Source organism: Wolbachia endosymbiont (group A) of Sicus ferrugineus (assembly GCF_947251515.1).
Lineage (GTDB): Bacteria > Pseudomonadota > Alphaproteobacteria > Rickettsiales > Anaplasmataceae > Wolbachia.
In genome coordinates, this window is record NZ_OX366370.1 from 709900 (window position 1) to 733826 (window position 23927).

The 23927-nt window shown below is 34.6% G+C and carries 23 protein-coding genes and 5 pseudogenes; 22 read left to right on the plus strand and 6 right to left on the minus strand.

The features are described from left to right. Nucleotides 1–6: 6 nt before the first annotated feature. The 17 genes and pseudogenes from OPR24_RS03660 (at nt 7) to OPR24_RS03740 (ending at nt 12211) form a co-directional block, all read left to right on the plus strand. Complete coding sequence (locus OPR24_RS03660; protein WP_265032644.1) at nt 7–1194, plus strand: hypothetical protein; 1188 nt, start codon at nt 7–9, stop codon at nt 1192–1194. A 4-nt stretch (nt 1195–1198) separates the two neighbouring features. Further along, nucleotides 1199–1402 carry a hypothetical protein gene (locus OPR24_RS03665; protein ID WP_265032645.1) on the plus strand — a complete coding sequence of 68 codons (204 nt, stop codon included), beginning with the start codon at nt 1199–1201 and terminating at the stop codon, nt 1400–1402. Next, nucleotides 1399–2670 (plus strand): hypothetical protein, encoded by a 1272-nt coding sequence (locus tag OPR24_RS03670; protein ID WP_265032646.1) that lies wholly within the window; start codon nt 1399–1401, stop codon nt 2668–2670. Before OPR24_RS03665 ends, OPR24_RS03670 begins: the two co-directional genes overlap by 4 nt. A 6-nt stretch (nt 2671–2676) precedes the next feature. Further along, nucleotides 2677–3234: a hypothetical protein gene (locus tag OPR24_RS03675; RefSeq protein ID WP_265032647.1), complete on the plus strand. Its 558-nt coding sequence runs from the start codon at nt 2677–2679 to the stop codon at nt 3232–3234. Nucleotides 3235–3243: 9 nt separating this feature from the next. Next, on the plus strand, nt 3244–4416 hold the full coding sequence (locus tag OPR24_RS03680; RefSeq protein ID WP_265032648.1) for a phage tail sheath subtilisin-like domain-containing protein: 1173 nt from the start codon (nt 3244–3246) through the stop codon (nt 4414–4416). An 11-nt stretch (nt 4417–4427) separates the two neighbouring features. Continuing rightward, on the plus strand, nt 4428–4934 hold the full coding sequence (locus OPR24_RS03685) for a phage major tail tube protein (RefSeq protein ID WP_265032649.1): 507 nt from the start codon (nt 4428–4430) through the stop codon (nt 4932–4934). Nucleotides 4935–5056: 122 nt separating this feature from the next. Then, entirely contained in the window at nt 5057–5293 is a 237-nt protein-coding gene (locus tag OPR24_RS03690) for a hypothetical protein (RefSeq protein WP_065095399.1), read from the plus strand. After that, nucleotides 5269–5559, plus strand: a complete 291-nt coding sequence (locus OPR24_RS03695; protein ID WP_265032650.1) for a type II toxin-antitoxin system RelE family toxin — start codon at nt 5269–5271, stop codon at nt 5557–5559. The genes OPR24_RS03690 and OPR24_RS03695 overlap by 25 nt, the downstream gene beginning before the upstream one ends. A gap of 144 nt (nt 5560–5703) precedes the next feature. Beyond that, nucleotides 5704–5961 (plus strand): phage tail assembly protein, encoded by a 258-nt coding sequence (locus OPR24_RS03700; RefSeq protein WP_265032652.1) that lies wholly within the window; start codon nt 5704–5706, stop codon nt 5959–5961. 109 nt (nt 5962–6070) lie between these two features. After that, nucleotides 6071–8389 carry a phage tail tape measure protein gene (locus OPR24_RS03705; protein WP_265032654.1) on the plus strand — a complete coding sequence of 773 codons (2319 nt, stop codon included), beginning with the start codon at nt 6071–6073 and terminating at the stop codon, nt 8387–8389. Then, nucleotides 8389–8736 carry a phage tail protein gene (locus OPR24_RS03710; protein ID WP_265033996.1) on the plus strand — a complete coding sequence of 116 codons (348 nt, stop codon included), beginning with the start codon at nt 8389–8391 and terminating at the stop codon, nt 8734–8736. Before OPR24_RS03705 ends, OPR24_RS03710 begins: the two co-directional genes overlap by 1 nt. Further along, nucleotides 8733–8942: a tail protein X gene (locus tag OPR24_RS03715; protein WP_265032656.1), complete on the plus strand. Its 210-nt coding sequence runs from the start codon at nt 8733–8735 to the stop codon at nt 8940–8942. Before OPR24_RS03710 ends, OPR24_RS03715 begins: the two co-directional genes overlap by 4 nt. Further along, nucleotides 8943–9887 (plus strand): contractile injection system protein, VgrG/Pvc8 family, encoded by a 945-nt coding sequence (locus OPR24_RS03720; protein WP_265032657.1) that lies wholly within the window; start codon nt 8943–8945, stop codon nt 9885–9887. 81 nt (nt 9888–9968) lie between these two features. Beyond that, nucleotides 9969–10434: pseudogene (locus tag OPR24_RS03725) on the plus strand (ankyrin repeat domain-containing protein). A 21-nt stretch (nt 10435–10455) separates the two neighbouring features. Beyond that, the gene (locus OPR24_RS03730) at nt 10456–10677 is read left to right on the plus strand and encodes a hypothetical protein (protein WP_265032659.1); all 222 of its coding nucleotides are present in this window, start codon (nt 10456–10458) and stop codon (nt 10675–10677) included. An 8-nt stretch (nt 10678–10685) separates the two neighbouring features. Then, nucleotides 10686–11597, plus strand: a complete 912-nt coding sequence (locus OPR24_RS03735) for a patatin-like phospholipase family protein (RefSeq protein ID WP_265032662.1) — start codon at nt 10686–10688, stop codon at nt 11595–11597. An 11-nt stretch (nt 11598–11608) separates the two neighbouring features. Further along, the gene (locus tag OPR24_RS03740) at nt 11609–12211 is read left to right on the plus strand and encodes a hypothetical protein (protein WP_265032663.1); all 603 of its coding nucleotides are present in this window, start codon (nt 11609–11611) and stop codon (nt 12209–12211) included. Between the two features lie 402 nt (nt 12212–12613). On the opposite strand, the gene OPR24_RS03745 is transcribed toward OPR24_RS03740, so the two are convergent. Continuing rightward, complete coding sequence (locus tag OPR24_RS03745; protein WP_265032666.1) at nt 12614–13243, minus strand: helix-turn-helix transcriptional regulator; 630 nt, start codon at nt 13241–13243, stop codon at nt 12614–12616. A gap of 414 nt (nt 13244–13657) precedes the next feature. On the opposite strand from OPR24_RS03745, the gene OPR24_RS03750 reads away from it, so the two are divergent. Continuing rightward, nucleotides 13658–14554, plus strand: coding sequence for an Rpn family recombination-promoting nuclease/putative transposase (locus OPR24_RS03750; RefSeq protein ID WP_265032668.1), 897 nt, complete (start codon nt 13658–13660; stop codon nt 14552–14554). Between the two features lie 12 nt (nt 14555–14566). Then, nucleotides 14567–14761: pseudogene (locus OPR24_RS03755) on the plus strand (pyrimidine dimer DNA glycosylase/endonuclease V); the annotation flags it as partial. Between the two features lie 8 nt (nt 14762–14769). Here OPR24_RS03755 and OPR24_RS03760 read toward each other — a convergent pair. Further along, a pseudogene (locus OPR24_RS03760) lies at nt 14770–15767 on the minus strand (IS630 family transposase). Between the two features lie 243 nt (nt 15768–16010). Between OPR24_RS03760 and OPR24_RS03765 the strand changes: the two are divergent. Together OPR24_RS03765 and OPR24_RS03770 are read left to right on the plus strand one after the other, a co-directional pair. Then, entirely contained in the window at nt 16011–17297 is a 1287-nt protein-coding gene (locus OPR24_RS03765; RefSeq protein WP_265032673.1) for an ankyrin repeat domain-containing protein, read from the plus strand. Between the two features lie 145 nt (nt 17298–17442). Further along, nucleotides 17443–17865, plus strand: a complete 423-nt coding sequence (locus tag OPR24_RS03770; RefSeq protein WP_265032675.1) for an IS5 family transposase — start codon at nt 17443–17445, stop codon at nt 17863–17865. Nucleotides 17866–17911: 46 nt separating this feature from the next. Here the strand turns inward: OPR24_RS03770 and OPR24_RS03775 are convergent. After that, nucleotides 17912–18783 (minus strand): annotated as a pseudogene (locus OPR24_RS03775) (IS982 family transposase). Between the two features lie 161 nt (nt 18784–18944). Here OPR24_RS03775 and OPR24_RS06615 point away from each other — a divergent pair. After that, a pseudogene (locus tag OPR24_RS06615) lies at nt 18945–19116 on the plus strand (pyrimidine dimer DNA glycosylase/endonuclease V); the annotation flags it as partial. A 205-nt stretch (nt 19117–19321) separates the two neighbouring features. Here the strand turns inward: OPR24_RS06615 and OPR24_RS03780 are convergent. From OPR24_RS03780 to OPR24_RS03790, 3 genes are read right to left on the minus strand one after another with little or no spacing between them, the layout of a single operon-like run. Next, nucleotides 19322–20908: a PD-(D/E)XK nuclease domain-containing protein gene (locus OPR24_RS03780; protein WP_265032677.1), complete on the minus strand. Its 1587-nt coding sequence runs from the start codon at nt 20906–20908 to the stop codon at nt 19322–19324. After that, entirely contained in the window at nt 20896–21699 is an 804-nt protein-coding gene (locus OPR24_RS03785) for a hypothetical protein (protein ID WP_265032679.1), read from the minus strand. Before OPR24_RS03785 ends, OPR24_RS03780 begins: the two co-directional genes overlap by 13 nt. 11 nt (nt 21700–21710) lie before the next feature. Next, nucleotides 21711–23162: a hypothetical protein gene (locus OPR24_RS03790; RefSeq protein WP_265032681.1), complete on the minus strand. Its 1452-nt coding sequence runs from the start codon at nt 23160–23162 to the stop codon at nt 21711–21713. Nucleotides 23163–23927: the final 765 nt, after the last annotated feature.

Sequence of the window (23927 nt, forward strand, 5' to 3'; positions counted from 1 at the left end):
AAAAAGATGTTAACAGCTAACAACCAGGGAAAATTAAAGGGAAAGATAAAAATTCCAGCAAATATTCCAGCAGGTACTAAATTAGTACAGTTTTATGGAGATAAAGGAAGCTACGGAGAAACAACTTATACTGGCAAAAAAACTATTACCATAGAAGAAAGAAGAAGAGTTATCGTAGCAAGACGAGTTGATCCTTTAGCCCAGACATTTACACTAAATGAAAGTAGGCACATAGGAGGCATAGATCTATGGTTCACAAATAAAGGCAAAAAACGTGTTGTTGTGCAGATTAGAGAAACAGCAGTGGGAATGCCCTCACAAACTGTTATCGCTGAAAGCTATATTGAGCCAAAAGATATAAAGGTAGATGGTACAGCAACACGTATTACTTGCTCTCCTGTCTGGTGTGAAGCTGGCAGAGAATATACAATAGTTTTACTTACCGATGATGCAGATACTGCAGTAAAAATAGCAGAACTTGGTAAATATGATGCAGTAAATAATAGGTGGGTAACAAGTCAGCCATATCAAGTAGGAGTATTACTCTCATCAAGCAACGCAAGTACGTGGACTCCACACCAGAACTTAGATTTAACGTTTCGATTACTAGCTGCAAAATTTAGTGAAAATTCTCATGTTATTGATCTTGGTAAAATTACTGCAAATAATGTATCAGATTTAATTGTTTTGACGAACGTCGAAAAAGTAGCATTTGATACCAATGTGGAATTTATCTTAACAGATGAAGAGGGAAAAGAAAACTTTTTGTCTGATAATTTGCCGCTCGCGCTACGTGAAAGAATAAATGGAGAATTAACGGTAAAAGCAAGCCTAAAAGGAGGGCGAGAAAAAAGTCCAGTGCTATATCCTGGGTTACAGCTAGTTCTAGGTAATCTTTCAGAGTCTGGAGATTATGTAACGAGAAGCATTACAGCAGGGGCTAACACTAAGATTACCATAACATATGATGCGCTGATACCTGGCACTGCAGATGTAAAATCATATGTGGAACAAAGCGCCAAAGGATGGCAATTAGTAAATTTAACATCAGGAAAACCAATAGGGGAAAGTTGGGTGGAGAGAACTCATGTGCTATCAAATTTTAATGGCAATGAGACAAGGATAAAATTAGTTTTAAGTGGTACGGTTATTTATCGGCCAAAAGTGAAAAATTTGCGAATCATTGTTACATAGAAGAATGTCAGATGATAAAACAAGCAGAGGATGTCCACTGCCTCATCCAGAAAACATTGCTGTGCAGGATGTTGTTCGTATCCGTACTACAATTAAGAAAATAGATGAAGATATCGCTAAAAGAGAAAATGAGCACAATCAGCTTAAAAAAGCATTTGAACGACTGAATTTTGAAACTTTTTTAAATTTTTGGAGTAATAACAGATGACTATCGCCAAAGAAGTAGTTTATGCATTACATCAGAGACTGAAAGATCTATCTGTAAATGCTACCCCTGATCAACTTGCCTATCTTGCAAAATCTCTAGAGTCTATTGCTGGGCAAAGTACAGTACTTGATATTGTACAGATGACTGATGCAAAATTAAAAGAGCTTCTTGACAGTAGCACAAGTCATTTAAATAAATTAGATAGTAGTAAAAACAATGCATTAGCGGCAATCTCTGAATTGGAGGGAAAGTCGTTAAAGAAAATAGATGAAAAAGGAATTACAAATTTATCACTACTTGATAGCAGAAAAGATTCACATGTTGCCACCATCAATAATGCCGGAGATCTAAATAGCATAAGAAACACATTAAATAGCCTTAAAGCCATAAGCGATATACCAACTGGTTCATCAGTTATGAAAGAAATAAAAACTAGAGAAGAACAATTAAAAACCCTTACAACTAAATTTAACTCGATTAATGATGTGCCAAATGGGTCATCAATTATAAAAGAGATAAGAAAGCGCAATATGGTTGAACCTGAATCATTACCTTTTCTGTTCGGCATTCTTAATCGATATAATGACTATGGTTGGTCTGATGATAATGGCTATTTCAAAACAGAATTAGAGCAGTGGTATAAAGATACAGCAAAAACCGACTATATGCTGCATCTCCTTGCAGGTAGTAATACTTATGATTGTACGTATTCTAGTTTTTATCATCCACCACAGTTGTACTTCTTACAAGGAAGTAACGGTAAATTTCTGTACAGAAAAGCATTTTTACGTCGTAGTCACAGCTCAGATCAATACAGTTACCCATATGCACTACTTGGAGTAATATTTGTAAAAAACACTACAAACAGCGATAAAACACGAACGCTTCATTTTAGTGGTTCATCACGTTGGAGTTCAGGATATGAAGGAGCAGGGTTATTCGTAGGAACACCTAGTCACGTTAATACTAATAAATCGGCAATCTCAGGAATAACTTGGACAAATATTTACAACTACTCAACTAATTCTGCAGTATTTAGTAGTTCAAATAATATTACTGTGGCAGCAAATAAGACAGTAGCAATTTTATTTTACGCATCGCCATATTTTTACACATCAGATTATCACCATTACAGTTGGTTTATGAGGTGGAGTATTTATAACTTTCGGAGCAATTTTTTAACTACAGGGCTTGAGATAGATGTAGAGAGAACGCTAAGGGCTTGGCAATGTCCTGGATTATCTAACACGCATGAGATTTGGAGGTAACAAACAATGTCTATCTACATTAGATTTGAAAATGATAAACAAGTAGAAACAACAATACTTGAAAGCAAGCCAAAAGGTAAAAATTGGTATGAAGCGCCAAAAGATTTTGATTGGCAAAAAAGCTATTGTTTAACAGAAGGAGGCAAAATTGCTCAGCGGAATCAAGAAGATATTGAATTGGAATTACTGCAAAATGCGAAGTTTTCTGCACTTTCTAATCTTCGTGCTTATTATGATAACTATACTAACCAATACACAGGAGTATCTCATCAAAAGTCTAAATCTTATCAAATACAAGAAAAAGCCGCAAAAAGTATTCTAGCAGCACCAGAATCTATGAATGAAAAAGATGCAGAAATTATAGAACCTTTAGCAAAAGTCCGTGGTATTACGGTTATTGAAATGGCAAGAATAATTGAGGAAAAAGTAAAGAAAGCAGTAAAAGTGATAATGAAATGCGAAGAGCTTGAAGATTTGACCAAGAAGAAAATTGCAGAAGCCAAAAGCGAAGGAGAGCTAGAGGCTTTGCTCAACGATTTTAAACAAAGAATGCAAGAAAGTTAAAAAGAAAAAATGTCAGAAGAATTTTTACATGGTATAAATGTTATTGAGGTAACCTCAGGGGCAAAAACAGTACGTACAGCTAAATCATCAGTGATAGGTGTAATTGGTACTGCGCCTGAAGCAGATGGGCAAAAATTTCCACTAAATAAACCAGTATTAATAGCGGGAAGCTTAAAAGAAGCAACAAGACTTGGAAAGAGTGGAACTCTCCCTTTCGCAGTAAATGGAATATTTTCCCAGGTTGGTGCAACAGTAGTGGTTATTCGAGTTGAAGAAAGTGAAAACAGTGATACAAAGGTAAAAGAAGAAGAAACAACGGCAAATATTATTGGAGGAGTGAATGAAGAAAGCGGAGAATACCAAGGGATTCAAGCATTCCTCAGTAGTGAAAGCATAGTTCATGTTGCCCCAAGAATACTAATTGCACCTCAGTTTACTCACCAACTACCAGAAGCTGAAGATGGCAAAAATCCAGTGGTTGCAGCATTAATTTCTATAGCAGAAAAATTAAGAGCTATAATAGTTGCAGATGGACCAAATACTAATGATGAAGAAGCAGTCAAATGGCGAAAGAGCATTGGCAGCTCAAGAGTTTACCTAGTTGATCCATGGGTTAAGGTCTTTGAAGGAGAAGAAAAACCGGCAAGCCCACTTGTAGCTGGTTTGATAGCCAAAGTAGATAGCGAGCAAGGATTTTGGCACTCACCTTCAAATAAAGAGATAAACGGTATTGTTGGAACAAGTAGGCCTATTGATTTTACCCTTGGCGATAGAAGCTCTCGAGCAAACCACTTAAATGAAAATGAAGTAACAACGATAATTCATCAAAATGGATATAAGCTTTGGGGAAATAGAACATGTTCAAATGACTCACAATGGGCTTTTTTGTCAGTGAGAAGGACTGCAGATTTAATTAATGATAGTTTACTTCGAGCTCATCTATGGGCAGTTGATCGCAATATTACCAAAACTTATATAGATGATGTGATTGAGGGGGTGAATTCTTATTTGGCCAATTTAAAAGCTCAAGGAGCGATTATCAGTGGAAAATGTTATGCAACACCAGAACTCAATACACCGGCAAATATTACAAGTGGAAAAGTATATTTTGACTTTGAATTTACACCACCATATCCGGCTGAGCAAATAACATTCAAATCTCATCTCGTAAATATAAGTTAGGAGAAAGCAAAGTGTTACCCAAAATACTGAGGAATTTTAACGTATTTGTTGATGGTAGAGGCTATGCAGGGAAAATAGATGAAATAACCTTGCCGAAGCTTACCATAAAAACCGAAGAATACAGAGCTGGTGGTATGGATATTCCAGTAAATATCGATATGGGGATGGAGAAACTTGAAGCAGATTTTACTTTTGCTGAGTATGATACAGAGCTCTTTCGGCTATTTGGGTTGATAAATGGAAACTCAGTTTCTTTGACACTCAGAGGTGGAATGCAAGGGAGTGGTAGTAACGATATTGAAGCAGTAATAATCAATTTAAGGGGCATATTCAAAGAATTTGATTTTGGTAGCTGGAAACCTGCTGAAAAAGCAACGCTGAAGTGTACTGTAGCTGCTCATTATTACAAACTTACTATAAGTGGTAATGAGCTGATAGAGATCGACGCTGAAAATATGATTAGAAAGATAAATGGTGTTGATCAGATGGCCTTTCTACAAACGGTTTTAGGGATTTGATATGGTTGATAAAATTAAACAAAAATGCTAAAATATAAAGCATATATTTTGAACGCTTTTTTTATTGAAAAGTTTAGAAAAACATTATAAAATAATCATAGTGGTGGATTTTAGTAAAGTATATGGCAAATCTTGGAACTAATGTAGCTCTTAGCAAAGAAACTTCACAGCATCTTGCTGAACTAGCCAAGCTCACTAAGCAGCCTGCTCAAGAACTGGCAGAAAGGTTAATCAGGGAAGCAATTGAGCTTGAAGAGGAGGACATTTTATTATCTGCAGTTGCTGATGAGTATGATATTGAAGGTGCAAAAAAGACTAAAAGTGAGGACGTAGATTGGGATACACTATTATCTTCCTAGACAGTGCTCTCGAAAGAGATCTCCCAAGTCTTCCGAAAACAGTAAGATCAAGGGTTATAAGTGCAATAAAAGAGCGGCTTACAGCTGATCCTATTAATCTTGGTGAAGTGCTACACCATAGTCTTAAGGGATGCAGAAGACTAAGGGTTGGTGATTACCGTACTATATATCATGTCAACACTGCAAAATATGAAGTAACCATAGTTACAATAGGACATAGAGATACAATTTACGAGAAGGCTAGAAAGATACTGCGTAGACATTAAATATATTTAAACTTTTTTATTGAAAAAATTTAGAAAAATGGACTTCAATAAAGCACAAGCGTAATAGAACCACAATCATAATAAAAAAATTAGTTATGTAAAAGCCAAGCAGACTTTTATTTAATTAACTTTTTAAGGAGAAATATGGAAGCTATAACACTTAATAACCCAATAACAGTTGATGGAATTTCTGTTTCAGAACTTACCGTTAGACGTCCAAAAGTTAGAGACTATCTTGCTATTGAGAGACTTAATGGTAGTGATCTGAGTAAGGAAGTAACTTTGACTGCCAATCTGACATCAGTTGCAAAAGAAGCCATCGAAGAGTTAGATATTGCAGACTATGTGAAAGTGCAAGAAGTATTAAAAGATTTTTTTTCACCAATTATCCAAAAGACTTGAGGTCAGAAGTAATCACGCTTAGTTCTATTATTGGTAGTGGAATTGAGCCTTTGCTTGATATGGAAATTAGTGATTTTATCTTGTGGCATGAAGCAGCGGGGAAAGTAAAATGTCAACTTTATCTATAAAAATAGGAGCTGTTTTAGATGGTAGCTTTAATACTGTAATAAAAGGAAGTAGTAGTCAACTTACTCGTCTTGGTGAGAATATAAGAAAGCTTGATTCATCTTTAAAATCAGTATCAAAGTTTAAGCAGTTGGGTAGTGATGTTTTGACTAGCAGGAGATCATGGAAGGGCTTTGAAGATCAAGTAAAATCTTTAGCTAAACAAATGAAAGCGATAGAGAAACCGAGCAAAACTTTAAAAGCTGAGTTTGATAAGGCTAAAGCATCAGCAATAAAAGCAAAAGAAGCATATTTGAAAAAGAGAGATGCCTTGCATTCATTCAATGAAGAAGTAAGGAAAAGTGGAAGAAATATTAAGTCATTAGTAAGTGATCAATATAAACTTGGTTCTTCTATTGAAGTACTAAAAGGTAAGTATGGTAAGCTTGGATCTGCAATACGTAGTCACCAAAATGTTTTAGCAAGTAAAGCACATTTTAAGTTACAAATTATAGAGACTATTGGACTAGGGCTAACGCTTGCAGCGCCAATTAAAGTTGCTATTGATTTTGAATCGGCTATGGCTGATGTTACAAAAGTAGTTGATTTTGATGAAAAGACAAAGGAAGCTGATAAATTTGCCAAGAAGTTGAAAGAGATGTCACATACTATACCATTATCAGCCGCAGAACTGGCACAAATAGCTGCAAGCGGTGGTCAACTTGGTATCAAAAAAGAAGATCTTTTTCAGTTCACAGAAACAGTGGCAAAAATGTCTACAGCATTTGATATGTCTGCAGAACAAGCAGGTGATTCCATAGCTAAACTCTCTAACGTTTATGGAATTAATATTAGTGAAATGGAGCACGTTGGTAATGTGATCAACCACTTGTCAGATAACACTGCTGCTAAAGCAAGAGATATGGTTGAAGCTCTAGCAATAGTTGGTGGTACTGCAAAGCAGTTTGGATTAAAGTTTGAACAAACAAGCAGCTTAGTAAATACTTTTATTAGTTTAGGCAAACAACCAGCAAAAGCTGCAACTGCAATCAATGCTCTACTTAGCAAACTTCAAACTGCTGAAGGTCAAGGAAAAGAGCTCAAGGCAGCACTAGAAGAAATGGGCATAACTGCAGAAGAAATGGTACAAAGGATCAGTGAAAACGGGGAAGAAGCACTACTTCACTTTTTTCAAACTCTAAAGAAAATGGATAACCAGGAACGCTCTACAATCCTGATGAAACTTTTCGGTCAGGAATATCAAGATGATATTGCATTATTAGCTGGAAGTTTTAATAAATACAAAGATGCAATAAAGTTATTGGCTAATACAGAAAAGTATGGAAGCTCTCTGCAAAAAGAATTTAAAAATCGTGCAGACACTACAGCCAATAAATTACGACTTCTTCGAAATGCAATAGCTGAAGTTGGTATGAATCTGGGTTCAGTAATGCTGCCTACTTTAAAATCTATAGCCGAATTTTTACAAGAAAAAACTAGGAGCATAGCTTTATTTGCAGAAAAATATCCAACCTTAACTACAGCAATCATGGGAACTATAGCAGCTTTAATAAGTTTGAAAATCTTAGTAGTGGGCTTAGGTTATGGATTTACTTTTTTAGCAAGTACAGTTCTCGGGTTAAGAGCAAAAATAATTGCAACATTTTCATTTTTATCAGCTACAGTTTTTCCTGCAGTAATAACAGGGCTAAGAGCAGTAACGCTTGCTGTAATGAGTAACCCAATTGGACTTTTAATAGCAAGTCTTGTCACTGGTGCAGCTCTTGTTATCACTAACTGGCAAAAGGTAAAAGACTTTTTCTCTAGCTTTTGGGAGTACATAAAATCACTCATTAAACCTATAGGAGAAGCTTTTTCATGGATAGGAAATACAGTTAGTAGCATATTTGGAAAAATCTCTGAAAATAGTCCACTGAAAGAATTTGAAAAAAGAAAAAGTATTGTTACTGAAATAAAAGCAGTACATACTCCCCTAAAGAGTAATATTTTCCACAGTGGAAATCCTTTGCTAGGTAGCAGTATAATTAAAGAATTTTCCAATAGAAATCAGAATAGCTTTAGAATCAAAAGCCTTATTGAGGAGAAAAAGTCCACAGAAAACGATAAGATACTTGCTAACTTTGCAAGGAGTAAATTTGCAAATAAAGAACAAAATAAAACTCAGAACATCACTAATAATTACACTATCAGCATTAAAGCAGAGCCAAATCAAGATACCCGTAGCCTTGCAGATGAAGTAATAAAAAGGATAAGAGAAAAGTCACGTGATGTTTTATTTGATACGGTAGAGACATTTTATTGATGTTATCTCTTGGTCCGTATAAATTTGCTCCCACAAGTTTAAAGTATAACAGAGAAAATCGTTGGAGCACGATTGAGTGTATTGAAAATACGCCACTATTACAAAATATCGGCCAAGGTATAGAAAATATAGATTTAGAAGGAATGATTTATCTTCATAATTTTAATGGCTTAAATCAATTAAAGAGTATGAAAGAAGCTGAAAAACCACATGTTTTAGTAGATAGTCTAGGTAATATTTTAGGACAATTTGTAATTACTAGGTTAGAAGAAAAGCAGATGTATTTTTTACCTAATGGACTACTAAGAAAAGTTGAGTTTAGCTTGAGTTTGAAGAGCTATAGATGACTATATATTACTTAACCAAAGAAGGAGAAATGTTAGATCTGATTTGCTGGAAACATTACGGATTTACGGATGGAGTAGTGGAATTAGCACTAGCAGAGAACTTAGGTTTGGCAGAATATGGAAGCTTTTTGCCAGTAGGATTAAAGATAAAGCTTTCTGCTATTCAGAAAACAGTACAAAAGTCAAAATTAAAGGTGTGGGAATAAATGCAGCCAGATTTTGTAATAGATAAATGTGAATCAATTAGAGATAGAGTTATATCGTTACGCCTTACCGATGAATCTGGAACTATAGATGATATAGTTGAAATACATGTTGATTACAGGGATGAAAACTTAAATGTTCCGAATGAATTAAATATCGCTTTGGGTTACAGAGAAACTGGAGTAGTACCTATGGGTATATATACAGTTAATGAAATTGCGGTGCAGAGTCCACCTAAAACCTTACTAATAAAGGCTCACACAACAAATTTAAGATTATCATTAAAAGAAAAGGTATCTAAAGAATGGCATCAAATTACTCTGGGTAACTTGGTTAAGGAAATAGCAGAAAAACACGGATATGGGTACAGAGTTGCAGAAGAATTTGAAAATGTGTTGATTTCACATATTAATCAAACTGAAGAAAGCGATATTAGTTTGCTAACCAAAATAGCAATAGAACGCGAAGCAATCACAAAACTAGCTGGCGGATATATACTCTTTATTCCAAAAGGCAAAGCAAAATCAGCAACAGGAAAAGTTCTAGGAACAACAACTATTACACCACAAGACACGATAAATTGGAAAGTGCATTTTACCGTAAGCAGGTACAACTCAGTGATTGCAAAATGGCATAGCTATGAAAAAGGTGAAACTATATCAGAAACAGTTGGCTCTGGTAGTCCAAGTTATACTATACAGACGCTTTACTCTAATGTAGAATCAGCACTAAGTGCAGCAAATGCTAAGTTAAAACAACTTAAGCGAAATAATGCAGTGTTGGATATCACTATGCCTGGTAATCCAGAACTATTTGCAGAGGCGAAACTTAGCTTATTAGAATTTCATCAAGATATAGACGGTGAATGGATAATTGACAGAACAGAACATGTGTTAGATGGTTCAGGTTATCGAACTGCATTATCAGCATCTATCAGTAAATGTTAAACGAAAATCAGTAAAATAAATGTTCAATGTTAAGAAAAGTGTTAAACATGAGCAAGAAATAAGCTACACTTTTGGTGGTTTATAGCAACGGTAGTATATTACCTATTGCTATACGAAAGCAAAAGCTACAGACAATTATGAAACAATACTGCGGATTGCATCTGAAAATTGTAACTTAGAGACTGTAAAATTCTCAGTAAAAAATTTATTGGACATTGATACACACATGCCTATGTTAACTGCGTTACATTATGCTGCAGAAGGAGGATGTTTAGAAGTTGTCAAGTTTTTGATAGACGAAGGAATTAATGTAAATATTATCAACGGGTATGGAAGTATAGCACTTCACAATGCTGCATATCGAGGAGATTTAGAAATCATAAGGTTTTTATTGGAGAAAGGTGCAAATCCTACAATCAGAAATAAAGATGGAAAAAATCCAAGGGATGTAGCTGTATTAAGGTCAAGGCACAATAAAGATAAACCTTACAGGGAAATCATTAAGCTACTTGCAGAAGCAGAGGATCAGAATAAATCCGAAAAATAAGCTATTATCGACAATATAAACATGCAAAATCAAAAAATCCCAATTACGGTAATTATTACCATGTTAATCCAAACCGTAGCAGTAATCTGGTGGCTGGCCAAGCTCGATTTACGGGTGCACATCCATGATAAATTTATAGAAAAAAACCAAGGACTAATAGAAATAGTCTATCGACTTGAAGAGAGAGTGAAAAACCTCACTGAAGAAGTCAATGAACTTGAAGCCATTCACAAACACAAATAAATTCCACAATGATTAAATATATCTTATCCGTTGACGGCGGAGGCATAAGAGGCATAATACCAGCCATAATATTAGCAGAAATAGAAAAGAGAGCAAAGAAACCGATTGCTGAAATCTTTGATCTTATGGCAGGAACCTCAACAGGTGGGATTGTTGCAGCAGGTTTATGTACACAAAAATACTCAGCTAACGATTTAGTTGAACTCTACGAAAAGTATGGACCATATATCTTTGAATCATCATTCTGGAGAAGATCAATTGCTTCTTGGCTAAATGGAGCTCAATACTCATATAAAAACATAGAATTCATTCTCGATAAATACTTCGGCAAAAGTACTATTGCTGATGTTTCAAGTAATCTACTGCTTACCAGTTATGACATTCACAATAATTGCCCATTTTTCTTCAAAAGCTGGAGAGAAGACAGAAACTTTATTAAACTAAAAGACGCGCTCAGAGCTACAACAGCTGCACCAACGTATTTCATACCAAAACGTCTAAAAATTAACCAGACAGACAGAGTATTAGTGGATGGCGGGGTATTTGCCAATAATCCATCTGCTTGTGCATATGCAAGTGGCAAGAGGTTGTTTCCAAATGATGATATTGTACTGGTATCAATAGGTACTGGAAGAACAAATAGAAGTATAAAGTATGCTAATTCAAGGATATTTGGAAGAATAGGGTGGATAAAACCACTACTACATGTGATGTTTGCTTCAAGTTTAGATGCAATAAACTATCAGCTCGATCAAGTAATAGGCGACAAATATATAAGAATACAATCACAACTGAAAGTAGCATCAGCTGAGATGGATAATATTACATTCAAAAATATTAAATATCTGCAGCAAGAGGCAAATACAATGATAGAGGACAACCAGGAATTAATAGATAAATTCTGCGATATCGTATCTTAATTCACGTAAAAATGCCAAGCAAGATAAAGAACTTATATAAAAAAGCGAAAAAGGGCTTAAAGAATATAGCTTTGCCAAAAAAACATAAAAAAGTTCAAGAAGCTAACGATAAGCCGAAACCGCTAAGCCCTGAAATTGTGATGAAACCTACGCTATGGCAGAAAAAAGTTGAATTAACCTCTAAAGCAGAAAATATCGAAAAAGATAACAAGTGGAAAATAAAAGTATTCAAAACTAAACACATAGAGAAGGATTCAAAAAGGGGAAAAATGTTCAAAAATGGTCTCAAAAAGCTAAAAGGTAAGCTAAAAAGTCTGAATCCCATAAAAGCTAAGAAAAACAAGATCATTGGAAGCAAGAAGTTAGCATTTTTACTCACAGCTGGAACGATTGTAGCAATTTTACCAATGTTCAATTTGACCCCTTTTCCAGCACTTGCAATAACTTCTGCATGTGTTTTCAGTATCAATTTTATCGCAGTCAAGACACTAAAGAAAGCTATCACACAACGCAAAGCAAAATCCAAAACGGTAGCTGAGCCAGAAAAGTTGGAAAATGTTTCAGTTGAGCCAGCAAAAGAAGAATCTAAACAAGTTTCCAAAGATCTCCACTAATATATTTATTAAATACCTTTCTATTTCTATTTAAATATTATTTTTTCAACGAAATGCACTAGCAACACGAATATTTTGCCAAAAAAAATACGCAGGTTATGAAATTTTTGCTATCAAATTACGCAAATTCCTTAGCAGTCAGGCCTGTTATTTGGGAAATGACATCAATAGAAACACCCATTCTAATTAAATTATTTGCGACTTTAATTCCCTCGATTTTATTAATTTTTTCCTCATAAATTTGTCTCCTTTGGAATAAAAACTCTATCCATACATCCAGTTCATCTCGTGATTCTTGATTACTGATTTTTTTAGACTCTCTCGCCCAACTTAATAGCTCTTTTTCTCCTTAACCATCCTTATCTTTATAGCATTCTTCTTCCGTTACCAGATCTTCAGCATTCACTGATAATTTCCCCCTATTTCCCATAACCTCTCACCGAACATGGTGCTCCCTTGTTCATAGTAATGTATCTGTGGATCTCCTATACCAAGCTCCTTCGCTAATTCCTCTTGCGTATACCCTTGTATTATTCTCCACTTTTTCATCTCTTGTCTTTTGCTTCGATGCTTAGAACTTTTTTCTTCTTTATTTTCATATTCATCAGCTGATAAGCCTGTTGCTCGGTAGATTATATCATTAGCAAATCCTGCTTTGACATCACTTTCCTCTTCAGCTCGAATAGATTGGGTTAATGCATAAATTGCCTTGCGTAATTCTCGACCTCTTGTTTTTGTGTATTTTTCTATAAAATTGTACATCCATTGTTTATCAAAATAATGTTTTTCTCCTAGCGCTTTTCGTCTAGGAAAGAGATTCCTAACATCGATTGATAACGCTTTTGCTATGACTTTTAACTTTTTAATTGGAATGCCACATATTCCTTGTTCATACCTTAGCAGCGTATGACATTTTATACCTGTTTTGTCTACTAAATCCTTTAGGGTGTATTTTCTTTTTAACCTCCAATTCCTTACATTTTGCGCTATTTTATATCTTGCAGGGTTAGTGCTAGCCGTTACTTTTTTCATGAAAATTAATATATATCATTATATCTACCATGGTTTCTAGCCTATCCTTATACCTTCTTCTTGTCCACACTGACAGCTTTAACATGAATTTTCCACTAAATGTTGATACTAAGCATGTAAAGGCTGTGGTGGCTCATGATGTTAGTTTTAGCTTCTATTACGAGATCACACCAAAAAAGCATTAAAAATGACAGCTGCTAAATTCATGGCATCCATTTAATACGATTTTAAAGCACTTATAGAGGAGATTATCAAAAAGCATCTGAAGTATGAAATACTATTCTAAGCCCGCGTGTGGACAACACTTTTTTTGATGAATACTTTTGAAGATCGAAATAAGACACAAAAATAAAAGAAGTTGAACATTCCTTCACAATTGTGTATAATTACTAGTACTTTTTAGTTTTTTTTCTCATGGCTCTTTCGAAGTTTCTCGATCCCAAAAACGACCTCAGTTTTAAGAAAATCTTTGGCTCTGAAAAGAATAAAAACATCCTAATTCACTTCCTCAACGATATCTTAGGCTTTTCTAGTGATAACCAAATAAAAGAAATTGAATTTCTCAGTACTATCATGGATCCTGAAATTGCTTCTGACAAACAAAGCATTGTTGATGTTCTTTGCAAAGACTCTATTGGCAATAGATTTGTTATTGAGATGCAGCTCGCTCGTGATAAAGGCTTTGAAAAACGTGCTCAACTTTATGCCGCTAAAGCTTACTCAAGGCAATTAGATAAATCTGGTAATTACATTGATCTTCAGAAAGTCTTCTTTATTGCTATTTCCAATTGTAACCTTCTGCCTGAAGAAGTTGACTATATTTCTACTCATAATATACGTGATATTAAAACCAATGGTCATTACTTAAAAGATCTACAATTTGTCTTTATTGAGTTGCCTAAATTTACAAAAAATAGAGTAGAGCAGCTAGAGAACACTACAGAGAGATGGTGTTTCTTTTTTAAATACGCAGAAGAAACAACTGAAGAAGATCTGAAAAAGATAGCAGCAGAAGCCCCAATAATAAAGCTAGCATATGATGAATTAGACAGGTTTCGCTGGAATGAAAAAGATTTGATAGCATATGAAGAAAGAATATTAAGTGTACAGAAAGAAAAGGCTGTTTTAGAACAAAAACTCGATGATGCTACTCAAAAAGGTAGACTAGAAGGCATCCAAATCGGCCAGGAAAAAGGGAGAAAAGAAAGAGAAATTGAAGTTGCAAAAAACTTGCTAAAAGCTGGTATTTCTATTGATATTATAGCTCAAACTACTGGTCTTACAGCTGATGAAATCAAAAACTTAAGCTAATTCGATGCCTAGATGAATATCTTTGTATTAGATGAAAGCTCAGTGATTGCAGCACAAATGTTGTGTGATAAGCATATAGTGAAAATGCCATTAGAGACTGCTCAATTGTTGAGTAATGTTTTTTCAACAGCATTAAAAGTGCCAAATCCTTTTGTCGGTATTACAGATCAGAATATAGAAGTTCCGTATAAACTTACTCATACCAATTTTCATTATTAAAGCACCAAATAAGAAGCATTGCAGAGTTGTTTAATTGTGGAGCTGGCAAGAGAAGTAATAAATTTGCACAAAGCACCCTAAAGCAGAGCAATTGTATCGTATATTTTATTGCGCAAAATGTTCTGTTTTATGTATAACCAAAGCCTCTCAACAGGATTGAGTTCAGGTGAATATGGAGGTAGGTATATAATCTCAATATTTTTAGCTACCTTTAAATTTTTTGACTTATGCCAACTAGCACAGTCCATAACAAGAACAGCTTCTCTTGTCCCTAGATATTGCGACATTTGCTCAAGAAATACATTCATGCAATCAGTGTTAACATTTAGTGCAAATAAGCTAAAACTCTCTCCATTTTTAGGATTAACTGCACTGTAGAGATAAAAATTATGCCTACCTAATTTTATTTTAACCCGAGTCCTAGTGCCTTTTTTAAACCATCCATGCCCAACTTTCGAATGTGTGCCAAACCTTGATTCATCAAAGAAAAATAGCTCTTTTTCTGGATACTTGCCAATAACTTCATTGAGATTTTTTTTTAAACTCCTCTTGCTTATTTTTATCTTGTCCGTTATGCACTGGTCTTGGTGTGATATATGAGAATTTCATTCTTTGCATATTACGATGTATTGTGGACTTGCTGATATTCAAACCAAATCTTTGTTGGATTCTTATTCTCACTTCTTTAATAGTAATATTAGGGTTTTCCTCTATCCACACCTCAATTTGTTCAAGTTGACTTTGGTTCAATATAGTTTTTCTACGGCGTTGAGGTGGAGCAAATAATTTTTCTTCTCTTCCAAATTTTATGTGCTTTATCCATGTAGTAATTGCCTTTCTTGAAATGCAACATATTTTTGCTACAGCTGTTATACTGTGCTTTTTTGCTGCAATTACAGCATTTAGTTTTTTTGCAACATACGCATTATTTCTTACTTCCTTCAGTATCTCTTTTGCTCATTTTTTCATCCAATAATTTTGATCTTAATGCCATCTAAAACTCGCTATTTTACTTACTTTAGCATGGCCTTTTTCCATTATTGTCTATTCGTTACTTATATAGCTGGAATTGGTATAAGAACCGGATATGAAGTGGGGAATATAAATTCCGTCTTTGATGGTAATATAGACTGTTTCATAGTTAGTGTGCTGACTAATAAAAATTAAGTGAAGTTGACTTTTGCCGTAATATGTTATAATATAAATATTATTTAAGGCCATAGGTAGAGTGATGACAATGCAATATGAACAGTGGAAAAGAATATTAAGTGCAATCGATAAAGAAACAAATTTAAGTAAAGATAATGTAATTGAAAAAATAAAGAAGAGGTTAGAGGAAGAAAGCAAATATGAGCATAAAAAGTGGGGTGAAACTAATTTTAATGTAAATTGCTCATTTATAAGAAAAAATGGATTATTGCATTTAGCTGTTCAAAATAATCTAAAAGGTGTGGTAAATGCTCTATTGGGGGTAGGAGGAATTGATGTTAATTCAGTAAATGAAGATAAACGTACTCCTTTGCATTCGGCTATCCAATATGTTTGTAAAGAGACAGTAAAAACTCTAATAGGAGCAGGGGCAAGTGTTAATGCACAAGATAAAGAAGGAAAAACTCCTTTGCATTATGCTGCTGAGCATGGACACACACAAATAGCAAAGGTTCTATTAAAAAGAGGGGCAAATGTTAATTCAGCAGATAAAGATAAATGTACTCCTTTGTATTCGGCTATCCAATATGGTTGTGAAGAGACAGTAAAAACTCTAATAGGAGCAGGGGCAAGTGTTAATTCAGCAGATGAAGATGAACGCACTCCCTTGCATATAGCTACTCACTTTCCCCGTAAAAAGATAGTAAAAATTCTAGTAGAAGCAGGAGCAGATGTTAATGCAACAGATAAATATGGAAGGAGCCCTTTACATTTTGCTAAGGGGGTAGAGACAGTAGAAGCTCTAATAAGAGCTGGAGCAAATGTTAATGCACAAGATAAAGAAGGAAAAACTCCTTTGCATTATGGTAGAGATCAAGAGACAGTAAAAACTCTAATAGGAGCAGGAGCAGATGTTAATGCAGTGGATAAAGATAAATGTACTCCTTTACATATGGCTGCTCGACGTGGCTGTAAAGAGGTAATTGAGACTTTAATAGAAAAAAGAGCAGATCTTTTATCGAATAATAATGATAATAAAATTCCGATCGATTTTGACAAAAATCACTATATAATTCGGCATGTGGAATCACTTTGGTCTGAAGAGAGGATGAAGCGACTTGACCAAAATAATAAAATAGCTTTTGTTATCTTCTGTTCAACGATATTATTTGGCACTGCTGTAGCAACAACGCTTTTTGTAACAGAAAAAATCGCATTTGGGCTATATCCTATAATAGGAGCAGTAGTTATAGTTGCGGCGGCAGCATGGGCGGTATCTTGTGCTACAGCTAAAATATTAGAACCTAACACCAAAGTAGAGGAAACGAAAGAAGTGCAAGTAAATGGAGATGTGCCAGCACCTTCCCGCATATAGTTCATAAAACCTCACTATCACTACAAGACCACAGATCCTATTTTCGTCGTGCGCTACTTTGTTGCTCCATAGACAATATGCCACCATCGCTAGGCTCTGTGGACAAAAAATATAAAGAGGGAGAAAAAAGTGGTAGTTTAACCAAATGAATATAAGAATGGAGAAATTACCGAATGGAATATTATATAAAAGAAGGAAATTGGAAACAATTTCAGAGTTCATAAAAAGTGTAAAAGGAATGCACAGCAAAGACGAAAAACGTTTAAGAATATTCATAGAAGCGGTGTGGTATGTTGCGCGAAGTGGTTGCCAGTGGAGGATCTTGCCGAAAATCTATGGCCATTACAGAAGCGTACATAAACGATTTAAGAGGTGGTGCGAAAGGGATATTTGGAAGAATTTATTGGAGTACACTAAACAAGAGCCAGATTTAGAAGCTGTCATAATCGATGGTACGATCGTTAGAGCCCACCAATGTTCAGCTGGTTATACAAAAAACTCCAAGGATCAAGAGGCTTTAGGGCGAAGTAAAGGCGGCTTTACAACAAAGATACATGCATCTTGTTGATGCACTTGGAAATCCACTGAAATTTACTTTAAACGCGAATTCTGGATTAAGGAAGGAAGAAAGTATAGGAAATAGAAGGCTTTGTGGATTTGATGGAATAGGAAATGAGAGTAGAAAAGATATGAACCAAAAAATTAACAGGGGATCTATGGCGAGAGTGTGTTCAATTTCTAGTCTATTTTTTAGGTAACCAAAAACAGTCTCAATGATAGACCTTTTTCTCAGTAAAATCTTCTCATTTAGCGAAATCAATGTATTTTTCATACCTTTTTTCACCTTGGTAACAAGTTTCAAACCTCGGTCAAACAGCTTCTGAAAAAGCTCTTTTGCAATATAACCTTTGTCACCAAACAAAAGGCCGATTAATTTTTCCGTCAGATTTGGCACAGGTATCCTATCATTAACATTGCCTTTTGTTAGCGTAAGTGCATGAATTTCACCATTTTCATTGATTAGCATATGTAATTTGAAACCAAAAAACCAGCCGTAAGTGCTCTTGCTTAATTTTGCAATTCCAGCAAAAACTTTGTTTTTGGATATTCTTTTTCCATGACAAACTGCAATGGGAGTTGTGTCTATATATGAAATTCCAGTGTTTTCTGACTGTCCACAAAGCCAATGCAACAACATTGCTAAATGCCACAAAACCCTAGGCTTGAGAGCAACAAACCTGGTATATGAAGGCAACTTTGGAAACTCTGATTTGTAGAGCAACGTTAGGTAATGTAGATAGAAAGTTTTGAAATTTTTACACGGAGATTGTTGATATAGCAGGATTATTGTCATGATTTCGTAGTGCTCAATTTCCGTTGTTCTTGTGGGTTTTTTACCATTTGGCAGTAGTTTATCTGCAAAATTTTTCTCTATATCTCTGCAAAAATCATCGACCAAACAAAACAGTTTTGTTATATCTTCCATGGGTAACCTCATCTATTTTTTTATCACTGCTGAGTTTACCCTGTTTTCTTGCCTTTTCTATTCTCCTTTAATCCAGAATTCACGTGAAAAGGGTAGAGAAGCACCAGATTGGATAACAGAAAATTTCACTGTACAATGTTACAACAATACAGCTCATGGGTAAAAAAGCCATCCAAATCGGCCAGGAAAAAGGGAAAAAAAGAAGGCGAAAAATAGGCTAAAATAGCAGCAGCTAAAAATTCACTCAAGGCCGGTGTCTCTGTAGATGTTATCGCTCGGATTGCCGGTCTTTCGGTGGATGAAATAAAACAACTTCAGGAAGAAATAGCTTAAAATCTGGTGATCTCTTTAATTGGTTATTCACTGTTACACCACTTAAACAAGATTCAGGTTTGTCATCTGTCCCGCAAGTAGTTCCTGGTAACTGATTCTTTAATCGAGTAGCGCTAGCAGGATAAACAGTATTAAGATTACCAGTTATAAATTAATTGCTCCTTTAACCAACTCTTCTAAGAGCTATGACTATTGTTAATGATAATTATCTTACTTCTCTAGATGTACTTGGCTCATTAACACCTAGCTTAGCTACCCCTAATGTTATTTCCGATGCTGATGTAGATAATTGACCACCCATAATCTCTATCGAGCTGTGCGGAACACCAGCCACAATAAACTTTTCGCTTACTAGTATCAAATTATCTCTTTTATCAGCATTGCTGTTGAAAACAACTCCAATAAACGCTACCTTGTCACCTTCTGTTATTGATTTGATATTTTGAGATCTTGCATATCCCTCTATCTGATTATTTGCTTCTTTTAACTTTTCACTAGCTACCTCCTTTGTTGTTTCAGAGTACTTCAATTCAAACCCCACAGATACAGATTCTTTTAGCTCTTCCATCTTTTTCTTTTCATCAGGATTTTCGTTATCTACAACTTGTACCATAATATCAACTCTACCTCCTTCTCCAACTTGAAATTCTGTAAGTACAGCAATTACTCTATCTTTATCCAAATCACTTAATCCAGTGAATAGCCCATCTAAAAAAGCTTTAAACCTGTTTTCACTACTAATTATTGATACAAGACTTTGTTTTGGTTTCCCATTTTCATCACACATTAACTCTTTAACTGCATCAAACAAGTTTTTATATGCACCTAACTCAAATTTATTGTCATTTCTTCCTAACTCTTTCTCTTTTCCTTTAATTTCTTCCCTTAATCCTTTTTGTTGATAATTTATTGCTTCTCTAAATTTATCAATTAATTTAGGTGCAGGATTGATTAGTTGCACCTCTCCTTTGAACTTATTCTTAGATGTGATAGATCTTGTTTGTCTCCCTTGAGAAGAAAAAGTTCCTTCAAAGTATTCCCTTGAATCTTTATTTTCAACCTTTACTAAGTTTTTATTTTGATAAAAAGTGCCAGGTGAAGGTGCTGATTGACTAGGTCCGGTTTCTCCATAACCCATTACATATACCTGAGTGACTTGTCTAATTTCTCCTTGTTTGAGGCCAATTTTATTTAATATTTCTTCAGTAAATGAATACTTGTTATACTTAAATTTTTCACTACCAGCTTCCTGTACATGAAAAATAAATATCTTGCTTTTATTGATTTGTTCCTTAATAACAATCATGTACGTAGTAAGACGGTCCTGTATATCTGCTTCTGAGTGGTTAAATAAGCATACTTTTATATCTTTTGCCTTTTTAGGCTTTTTTACTAAAGGCAACTGTCCAAGTAAGAACCTACTTAAGTAATCTCTTGTATATTGCTCTGAAGGAAACGTGTAGTATACTTGGCCTAATAGATTTTCCATTCTATTTTGAGTATCTTCATTACTATAAACCGTATTAAACAAGGATTGCATAATAGGTTCTTCATTTCTTTTTATCTTAGATGCTACTTCAGAAATTTTATATGATTTTTTCTGCTCATTAAGGTTAATACTTACACAAATAGCTTTATCAGCATTTGTTAATAAGCGCATCTTATTACGACGCAATCCCCTAGCATAACTTTCTGCTTCTGTTAATGCATTATTTACATTACCCTCTGCCTTTAATTCCATTACCAAAGGAACAGCTGACCAAGATCGCTCTTTTCCTCTTACAAGCAACATAATATCACTATACCCCTCCCTGTTAATAACTCTAAGTATAACTCCAAGTTGTAGCGATAACGAAAGTTTATCAACATACCACTGATAAAGCCATGTTGTGCTGCTTCTTTGCTACTATTTTGTACGAGATTTTTTCCTTTGAGGTCAGAGTAAAGTTTTTTAGCTTCTTGAATTATCTTTTCAATAACATCTATACTATCTTGAAAGTCACCTGTAGCTAACTTAACTATACTGCCTTCTAAATTTTCATCTGCTTTGCAATCTACTTTTTTAAAATATTTGACTTCAGGGTTCTTACTTGTTGTATGTTCTACTAAGACTTTAAACTTCCACCTCTGATCCTCTTTTTTCTTTTTTTCTTCTCCTTCAAGTATTTCTCTACCTATTAGAACCTTAGTTCCTACATTTTTGCCTATATTCTCGCCTATATTCTTTATTTCTTCCTCCAAATTGGCACTGGACTTTTTGCCTTTGCTTTCTGAGAAAACAAAAAGATGTTTTTTCTTATCTTCTCCAAATTCTGCAATAACATGTAAATCTTTTCTAATTACCTGAACTTCCCGAAAATGCAAATTTTGTAGCTCAAGTTTTGCAGCAAGTTCTGTGCTCTTTAAACTAGCGAACATGCCAAGAAAGAAGTTTATAAAGAACCCTTCCTTTTCTGGTGCAGCAGAAGCTCCACTTGGTTTTGGTATTTGATCCAAGAATGACTGAAATCTTTCTTGAAATTTTTTATTAGCAGTGCTCGCCTCGAAAAGATGCTGTATTAACTCCTTTTTATCATCTGGCATATTACCACTCCTTAATGTGTTCTATACTTAGATACGTCTGCTTGAATAGAAGCGGTAGACTTCAGATCATTTAAAGATGATGATACATCGCCACCAGCCTGACTAGCTTGCTCGAACTCATTTATTTTCTTATCTATAATATCACTTAACCCGTAGTCCAATAGTAATTCCAAGATTTTTGTCATAGATTCTTTTATTCTAAATTCCTTATGTAGGTTGCACGCGCAATCCAATTTTTGTTTGTAAGCAGGATTTTGTTTTAGAATTTCCTCTATAGCCCTTACAAAATTATTACTATATTTAGTATCATCAAGAACTTTATCCAACAGATCTTTTCTGCCTTGAATGTATAAAGCACAACAAGGTTCCTGTAACATACGAAATGACTCGGCTATCTCCTTACGCCCTGCTTTAGTTGCAGAGTCTAATATCTTCTCTAAAGGCTCAAATGCACCAGCTTTGGAAAGTTCTGATAACATATTAATTAATCCAGGATCACCTTTACTTAATTTATTGAGACAGTATTCCCTATGTTTTGCAAAACCTTCTTTATCCCATATACACGTTAAAAAATCACCTCTTACCTGCATTAATTTCTTATCAGGCGCCACACATACTTGACGTCCTATCCCAGAAATCAAGTGAATAGAATATTTCTCAAATGAGATATTCTCAGGCTCCAAACAACTAATTAACTCTTTTACATACCCGAACAAATACCTACCTTCTAACTCGTCTAATATAGAGTAATTGCCACGAACCTCAAAATCTTTCTGCAGAAGCATCTTATACTTATCAGCACCTAGATTAGCAAGACAAAAGTCTATGACATTAGCATTGCTATGCCTGAGATTGAAACTACCCGAGGAAGTAGCATACAGTGCTGTGTCAATTAAAATTCCATCACGTTCATCTTGTGTTATTCTCCCTTCTAATTTACCTAAAAAGAATTCAAGAGCTTCTATACACCCTTCTTTTTTTGCACATTCAAACCCATATTTCCATAAGTCAACTTGGGTGTTATAGTCTAAGTTTTTATGATAGTTCTTATTATATTTTGCTATTAATTCTTTGAAGTTATTTAGGATTTCCTCATTAGGATTTGAAATAAGGTCACCATTTTTATCCATTATCTGAATATAGTGTGACCAGAACTCCATCAGCCTAGAATACCTACTCAGTGTGTCTGTAACAAACTCCCCTTCTGACTCTGAATCGCCTTGATATTGCTTTAGAGATGGAAAATTTTTACGTATACTTTCCTCTGAGCAAAGCCAACAAACAACTTGATACCTGTCGTAGTCATCTAATAGATCTTCATCGTCTGTTCTCTTTATGCCAAGTAATTCATTTACAACAGAGGCTCTATTGAGAATAAAATCACCAGATTGCCTGTGCATCCAATATTTAGCATCTGAGAAATTATTTAGCTTTTCAGCAACATAAGAAAGATCTGCACTCATTAAGACTTTTTCCCCAAATGGCTCATACCATTCCTTAATCTGAAAGCGCTTTACAGCATGATCTGGGTCACTTTCTGGAACTGAATTTTATAAACTTTTTTTCATTTTCTTCCACGACTATCTTACCTCCACCAAGTTAATAGTAGCATCATTTTTTATGAAAGCATATATTAGCCAGAATTGTAAGATTTTTAATGAAGAAAGAGTAGGGTTAAGGAAGGCTATAAAAAATTAATTAAAAAGAATGTTTAAGGCTTACGATGCTAGGGGTAATATTGGCCTCAAGTTGTATTGTTTCTATAAATTTGCCTTAATTCTTCTTCGTTATTCTTAAATAAATTAATATTAATTTATTATTGTATATTATTAACAATCTAAACAATTCAACCATTTCCAGTGCTAAAAACCAATGGCCGTGAGAAGAGTTTATTTTGGGATGAGTTGGTCTACCGCTTGTTCTGTGCGAACTTTTCTATATAATAATTTACTATATCGCAAAACCAGCTATATTAGCCTACTTTTGCTACATTTAGATATGAACTAACGTACCTAACTTTGTTGCAAAAATTTTGCGTTTTTATTTTCACAACGCCGCTTTTACGTAAAAAGCTCTCACAAATATACGTACTTTTTGCGATTTTTGAGAGAGTCAATAATTAAAATCTTTATGACGCTAATTGATAGCACATTAGCAGACAAAAAGAGCTTTTTTTGTTTTATGAACTCTAAAATTTGTTTCCAATTTCTTTCTTTTATATAATATTC